8 protein-coding genes are annotated in these 6,400 nt (G+C 63.7%); 6 read left to right on the forward strand and 2 right to left on the reverse strand.

The window, feature by feature from the left end:
• The first annotated feature begins 516 nt into the window (after nt 1-516).
• The 3 genes from ykgO (at nt 517) to C8K44_RS26925 (ending at nt 2,480) form a co-directional block, all read left to right on the forward strand.
• Nucleotides 517-642 (forward strand): type B 50S ribosomal protein L36, encoded by a 126-nt coding sequence (gene ykgO / locus C8K44_RS26915; RefSeq protein ID WP_018429929.1) that lies wholly within the window; start codon nt 517-519, stop codon nt 640-642.
• 79 nt (nt 643-721) lie between these two features.
• Nucleotides 722-1,303 (forward strand): hypothetical protein, encoded by a 582-nt coding sequence (locus C8K44_RS26920; RefSeq protein ID WP_109578824.1) that lies wholly within the window; start codon nt 722-724, stop codon nt 1,301-1,303.
• Nucleotides 1,304-1,421: 118 nt separating this feature from the next.
• On the forward strand, nt 1,422-2,480 hold the full coding sequence (locus C8K44_RS26925; RefSeq protein WP_109578825.1) for an alpha/beta hydrolase: 1,059 nt from the start codon (nt 1,422-1,424) through the stop codon (nt 2,478-2,480).
• 56 nt (nt 2,481-2,536) lie between these two features.
• On the opposite strand, the gene pyk is transcribed toward C8K44_RS26925, so the two are convergent.
• Nucleotides 2,537-3,973, reverse strand: coding sequence for a pyruvate kinase (gene pyk, locus C8K44_RS26930; protein ID WP_109578826.1), 1,437 nt, complete (start codon nt 3,971-3,973; stop codon nt 2,537-2,539).
• Entirely contained in the window at nt 3,970-4,416 is a 447-nt protein-coding gene (locus tag C8K44_RS26935; protein ID WP_245417656.1) for a DUF1036 domain-containing protein, read from the reverse strand. Before C8K44_RS26935 ends, pyk begins: the two co-directional genes overlap by 4 nt.
• Before the next feature lie 286 nt (nt 4,417-4,702).
• On the opposite strand from C8K44_RS26935, the gene C8K44_RS26940 reads away from it, so the two are divergent.
• From C8K44_RS26940 to C8K44_RS26950, 3 genes are all read left to right on the forward strand, one after another.
• Entirely contained in the window at nt 4,703-5,500 is a 798-nt protein-coding gene (locus C8K44_RS26940) for an N-formylglutamate amidohydrolase (protein ID WP_109578828.1), read from the forward strand.
• Between the two features lie 11 nt (nt 5,501-5,511).
• Nucleotides 5,512-5,820 carry a DUF1244 domain-containing protein gene (locus C8K44_RS26945; RefSeq protein ID WP_109578829.1) on the forward strand — a complete coding sequence of 103 codons (309 nt, stop codon included), beginning with the start codon at nt 5,512-5,514 and terminating at the stop codon, nt 5,818-5,820.
• 148 nt (nt 5,821-5,968) lie between these two features.
• Nucleotides 5,969-6,229: a DUF2312 domain-containing protein gene (locus C8K44_RS26950; protein WP_055974410.1), complete on the forward strand. Its 261-nt coding sequence runs from the start codon at nt 5,969-5,971 to the stop codon at nt 6,227-6,229.
• The last annotated feature ends 171 nt before the right edge of the window (nt 6,230-6,400 follow it).

The raw sequence follows: 6,400 nt of genomic DNA on the forward strand, positions 1-6,400 counted from the left end.
TGAAAGGAACTCCATCGTCAGGTCGCGCCTTCTACTCGCTCAAGACCAAACACATCACAGTACTTGGCACCCCTCCCGCGTAGCGGGTTCGTGCATGGGGTGGTCAGCTGCCATGACAGACGCGCGACCATCCTCAAGCAAGCCGGCCTGGACCTGCTAGGGAGATTTGGGATTGAAGCTTGCCTGAGGAGCCGTGCGGCAACGCATTCTTCGGTCAAAGCCGCAGCCGCCACCATCGAACACGCGATTGCAGGCCTAGAGCCGCAAGCCGCATCAATCTCTCCCACCCATGGCCGCAGCGAGGACGCCAACGATGCGAACCGCTGGCAAGCCCTCTCGCTGGGGCGACAATCGCGTTGCCTGCAAAAAAGGCCGATCAATCCGCCGCGCTGTGCCCCCGCGCGGTTGACTGGCCAAGACTCCTCGTCTAAGAGCCACTCACACAAATTGGGCGCGCTCCTTTGGCGCGCTTTTGGTTTCGGCCCGGCGATGGGCCCCATCCGACGGGTTAGTGACATGAAGATCAAGAATTCGCTCAAGGCACTCAAGGGCCGCCACCGTGACTGCCAGCTGGTTCGTCGCAAGGGCCGCATCTACATCATCAACAAGACCGCCCCGCGCTACAAGGCTCGCCAGGGCTGATGCAGGCCCCGCCGCTCGCGGCGGGAGCATCACGGCAATTTCAGTTTGACGTTCCCATGCGGGGGTCTAGTATTTCCGCATGCGGAACGTTTTTGCCTTTTTCGCCTTGGCCATGGCGGCGACGTTCCCGCCTCTGCCGGCGCTTGCCCAAACCACCGGCAGTTCCGTTGTCACCAAGCCCGACAACCAGCTCGATTCGCTGTTTGCAGAGCTGAAGCGTGAACGCAACGAAAAGGCCGCCGAGCGCATCGCCAGCCGCATCTCGGAAAATTGGAACAGGTCGGGCAGCGCCTCCGTCGACCTGATGATGCTGTGGTCGGCGCAAGCGATCGAAGCCAAGAAATTCGACGTCGCCCTCGACTTCCTCGACCAGGTCGTGACGCTGCAGCCGCAATATGCCGAAGGCTGGAATCGGCGCGCCACCGTGCATTTCCTGATGCGTAACTATCGCAAGTCGATGGCCGACATCGAACGCACGCTGGAGCTTGAGCCACGCCATTTCGGCGCTTTGGCCGGCATAGCCCAGATCATGGCCACCACCGGCCACGACGAGTTGGCTCTGCAAGGCTGGCAGCGCGTGCTCGCTGTCTATCCGATGCTGCGCAACGCCCAGAACGAAGTGTCGCGGCTGTCGGAAGAGCTGGCCGGCGAAGGCATTTGAAAGGGAATAGGGCAGTACGGCAGTACGGCAGTATGTGTCGGCGCCACTCTCGATGCCCTACATACTGCCCTACTGCCCTACTGCCCTACTGCCCTATTGCCCTGCATCCCCGAGCCGCATGAACATCCTCACCGCAATTCCGGTCCTGCTTGTTGCGCTGGTTCTCGTGTTCGCCGGCTTTACCCGAGCGGCATCCAGGCTGATCGAGCGCCGCAATCCGCCTGTGGGCAGCTTCATCGACATTAACGGCGCCCGCATCCACTATGTCCATGTGCCGGCATCCACCAGTGCCGGCCTGCCGCCACTGGTCTTCATTCACGGCGCAAGCGCCAATCTGAAAGACCAGATGTTGCCGCTGAGGCCGATGTTCGCGGGCCGCGCCGAGATGCTGTTCTTCGACCGGCCCGGCCATGGCTGGTCTGGCCGCGGCCCCGGCAACAACGAGAGCCTGACCGCGCAGTCGGCGACCATCGCTGCGCTGATGGACAGGCTCGGCATCAAGGATGCGATCATCATAGGCCATTCGCTCGGCGGCGCGGTGGCGGCGACTTTTGCCCTCGAACACCCCGAGCGCACGCGCGGGCTGTTGTTCCTGTCGGCGGCGACGCATCCCTGGCCCGGCGCTGCCACGTCCTGGTACTACAGCGTCAGCGCCAAGCGGATGATCGGGCAGATGTTTGCCGAGACGGTCGCCAATCCGGCCGGGCTCATGCGTATCGATGCGGCGACAACTTGTGTCTTTTCGCCCAACAAGGTTCCGGACGGCTATATCGACAAGGCCTCGATCAGGCTGGTGCTGAGGCCAATGGCCTTCCGCGCCAACGCCGTCGATGTCGAGGGGCTTTACCCCCACGTGGTGGCCAACGCCCCGCGCTACCCCGAGATAGAAGCACCGACAGTGGTGATCTCAGGCGATCACGACACGGTCGTTTATGAAGAGATCCATTCGATCGGTCTTGCCCGCGACATTCCGGGCGCCGAACTGGTCTGGGTAAAGAATCTCGGCCACAAGCCGGACTGGGTGGCACCCGATCTGGTGGCGGCGGCGGTGGAAAGACTCGCCGGCCAACCGCGCGACCTCCAGGCGATTGCGCGGGCGGTCGAGGCGCGGATTGCGGACGACGCGTATGGCACAGAGATGTGCGCGAATGAGAAGGCGCCGGTCCTGGGGCAGTAGGGAATATGGCTGTAGGGCAGTGGCGACCTGCCCTACGCCCTTACTGCCCCAATGCCTTATCTGCTGCCCTTGCCGTCCGGTCCGACATAGGCGATGCGCAGCATGTTGGTCGAGCCCGGGGTCCTGAGCGGCACACCCGCGGTGATGATGACGCGGTCGCCGCCAGCGGCGAAGCCTTCCTTGAAGGCCACGTGGCAGGCGCGTTCGACCATGTCGTCGAGGTTTGCGGCGTCGGGCGAAACCACGCAATGGGTGCCCCACAGCAGCGACAGGCGACGCGCGGTGGCCAGGATCGGCGACAGCGCGATGATCGGGACCTGCGGCCGCTCGCGCGCGGCGCGCAGGCCGGTGGCGCCCGAGGCCGTGTAGGTGACGATCGCAGACAGCTTCAGCGTCTCGGCGATCTCGCGCGCAGCGAGCGAGATGGCGTCGGCGCCGGTCGCTTCGGGCTGGGAACGCTGGGCGTTGATGATGCCGGGATAGGTCGGGTCCTTTTCGACGCGCTCGGCGATACGGTCCATCGTCGCCACCGACTCGACCGGATACTGGCCGGCTGCCGACTCGGCCGACAGCATGATCGCGTCGGCGCCTTCAAACACGGCGGTTGCTACGTCGGAGACCTCGGCGCGGGTCGGTACCGGCGCGGTGATCATCGATTCCAGCATCTGGGTAGCGACCACCACCGGCTTGCCGGCGCGGCGGGCGGCACGCGTGATCTGCTTTTGGATGCCGGGCACGGATTCGATCGGCATTTCGACGCCGAGGTCGCCACGGGCAACCATCAAGGCATCGGAAAGCTCGATGATCTCGGCCAGACGCGCGACGGCCTGCGGCTTTTCGATCTTGGACAGCAGCAACGCGCGTCCCTGGGCGATCTTGCGCGCCTCGGCCAGGTCCTCGGGGCGCTGGATGAACGACAGCGCGACCCAGTCAACGCCGGTTTCGAGCACCGCGTCGAGATCCTTGCGGTCCTTTTCGGTCAGCGCGCCGACCGGCAGGTCGGTGTCGGGCAGGCTGACGCCCTTCTTGTCGGAAATCTTGTTGCCGGCAACGACCGTGCACACGATCGACTTGCCGTCGGTCTTGACCGCCTTGAGCTCGAGCTTGCCGTCGTCGATCAGCAGGCGATGGCCTTCCTGCACTGACTTGAGGATCTCGGGATGCGGCAGGTGGACACGGCTCGCGGTGCCGAGATCGGGGTTGTCGTCGAGCGTGAACGTCTGGCCGACGGCCAGCTCTTCCTTGCCGTTGGCGAACTTGCCGACGCGCAGCTTCGGACCCTGCAGGTCGGCAAGGATGCCGATCGGACGGCCCACGGCTTCCTCGACCTTGCGGATGCGGCCGACAAGGGCGCGCATCGAGTCGTGGTCGGTATGGCTCATATTGATTCGGAAGACGTCGGCGCCCGCATCGAAGAGCTTGCGGATCATGACCTCGTCGGAAGAGGCAGGACCCAGGGTTGCGAGTATCTTGACCTTGCGGCTACGTCTCATTGAGCGTTCGTTCCCGAGGCGGCTGCGGTGCCGCCCGTTGCGGGCTCGTCGGTGAGCTGGACCATCCAGTTCGCCTGTTCGCCCGTGTCGTATTCCTGGAAGCCGGCCCGCTGGAAACCGCGTGCTACGCAGTCGGTGACGCCAGCGATCTTGAACTCTTTTTCAGCCACGCACATGTTGATGGGGCCATCCCAGCGTCCGCCACGCTCGGCATCTTCTGCATAGAGATAATAAAACCTCGATGACAGCGGGCCTTCGATCAGCGTCTTGCAGGTGGAACCTTCGATGTGCCACCAGCCCTCGGTGATCCAGCCGGCCTTGGCGCGATAGCCGATGCCGACACCGACGAGGCTCTGGGTCGCGTTGCAGACCCGGAAATCGGCCCGGGCCGGGGTAGCTGCGACAGCTGTAAACAGCGGAACTGCCAGGAACAGAAAGAGCATCGCGAAGGCTGAACGTGCACGCGCGCCTCCGGCAAATCCCATCCCCAAGCCCCTCTTCGACGAATTCTGCATTTTCTGGTGCCCTTTTCGGCAATGATCAGGCGCATGTCAACGCATGGCACCGCGCTTATCCAATCGATTTAGATGCGCTCAGCCTGCGTGATTTGCCGCCCTATCTGGCATATTCGAAAAAAGGTTGGCAAAACAACGGCGTTAGCACATATCCCCACATCATGGATGGCCACGAAACTACACCCAAGCCCTGCCGAAGGACAAATTGCCGCCGATGACGCGAACAGCAGTCTTCGCCCCCTTCGAGATCATCGAAGGCGACCGCAAGAGGGGCATTGTCCTTCTGTGCGATCACGCCCGCCGCGATCTGCCGCAAGAATATGGCGACCTCGGCCTGGCGCCCGAGGAGTTCGACCGCCACATCGCCTACGACATCGGCGCCGAGCAGGTCACCCGCAAGCTGGCGGCACTCACCGGCGCGCCGGCGGTCATGGCCAATTTTTCACGCCTGCTGATCGATCCCAACCGCGGCGAGGACGACCCTACACTCATCCGCCAGCTTTATGACGGCTCGGTCATTCCGGGCAATTACCCGATGTCCGAGGAGGAACGCGAGCGCCGCCTCGACAAATTCTACCGGCCCTATCACGACGCGGTCGGCGCCATGGTGTCCTCTGTCCACAAGCAGACGGGAACCACCCCGTTCATCTTGTCTGTGCATTCCTTCACGCCCGTCATGCAGGGCCGCGCCAGGCCCTGGCATGCCGGCGTGCTGTGGGACATGGATCCCCGCGCCGCCTGGCCGCTGATCGAGATGCTGGCGCAAGACGGCGATATCGTTGTCGGTGACAACGAGCCCTATGACGGCGCATTGCGCGGCGACACCATGTTCCGCCACGCCATCGTCAACGGCTTTGCCCATGCGCTGATCGAAATCAGGCAGGAACTGATCGGCGACGATGCCGGGACCACCGCCTGGGCGGATCGCCTCGCCCCCATCGTTGACGCGATCAATCGCCGTGCCGATATACACGAGGTCAAGCAATTCGGCTCGCGCACCGGGCCGCTGTGATGGAGATGACGATGGCCGAGCTTACAGAAGCGCAGCAGCGCGATTTCGAGGCCGCCGCCTTCCGGCGCTTGCTTGAACACCTGCGCGAGCGCAGCGACGTACAGAACATCGACATGATGAACCTCGCCGGTTTCTGCCGGAATTGCCTGTCCAACTGGTACCGCGACGCAGCCAGTGACGCCGGCGTCGAACTGTCCAAGGAAGCCTCGCGCGAGATCGTCTACGGCATGCCTTATGCCGAATGGCAGGCCAAGTACCAGCTCGAGGCGACCGACGCGCAAAAGGCTGCGTTCGAGGCCAGCCGCCCCAAGGATCATTGACGCGGAATCGGCGGCAGCGTGTCAGCTGCGCCGCCGCGTCCCCTTGACCCTCCTGCCATCATCGGGCATCGAGCCCGCCGAAATGCCCTTGGCGCGCCGAGTCGCGCTTTCCCATTCACATTTGCCCAGTCAGATTGCGGAGTGCCCCATGGCCGACGATATCACCGAGACCAGCCAGACCGTTGCCGCCGGCCAGTTGCGCGCCTTCATCGAGCGCATCGAGCGCCTTGAAGAAGAAAAGAAGACCATCTCCGACGACATCAAGGACGTCTACGCCGAAGCCAAGGGAACCGGCTTCGACACCAAGGCGGTCCGCACGCTGATCCGCCTGCGCAAGCAGGACCAGGCCGAGCGCGACGAGGCCGAGGCGATCCTCGACCTGTACAAGGCCGCTCTCGGCATGGTCTGATCCGAGCAAATTCGGGGGCGGCGCAAGCGGGTCCAGAGGCCCGAAGCGCCGCCTCCGGTTCGCCGTTCTACCACCGCACCCTGAAGCCGGCGGTGCCGGCAAGGGCGTAGCTGTCGCCGAAGTTTTCCAGCGAGCTGTTGAGCGAAACCTCGCCAAACACCGAGTATTTGT

Source organism: Aminobacter sp. AP02, assembly GCF_003148805.1.
Taxonomy (GTDB): Bacteria; Pseudomonadota; Alphaproteobacteria; order Rhizobiales; family Rhizobiaceae; genus Aminobacter.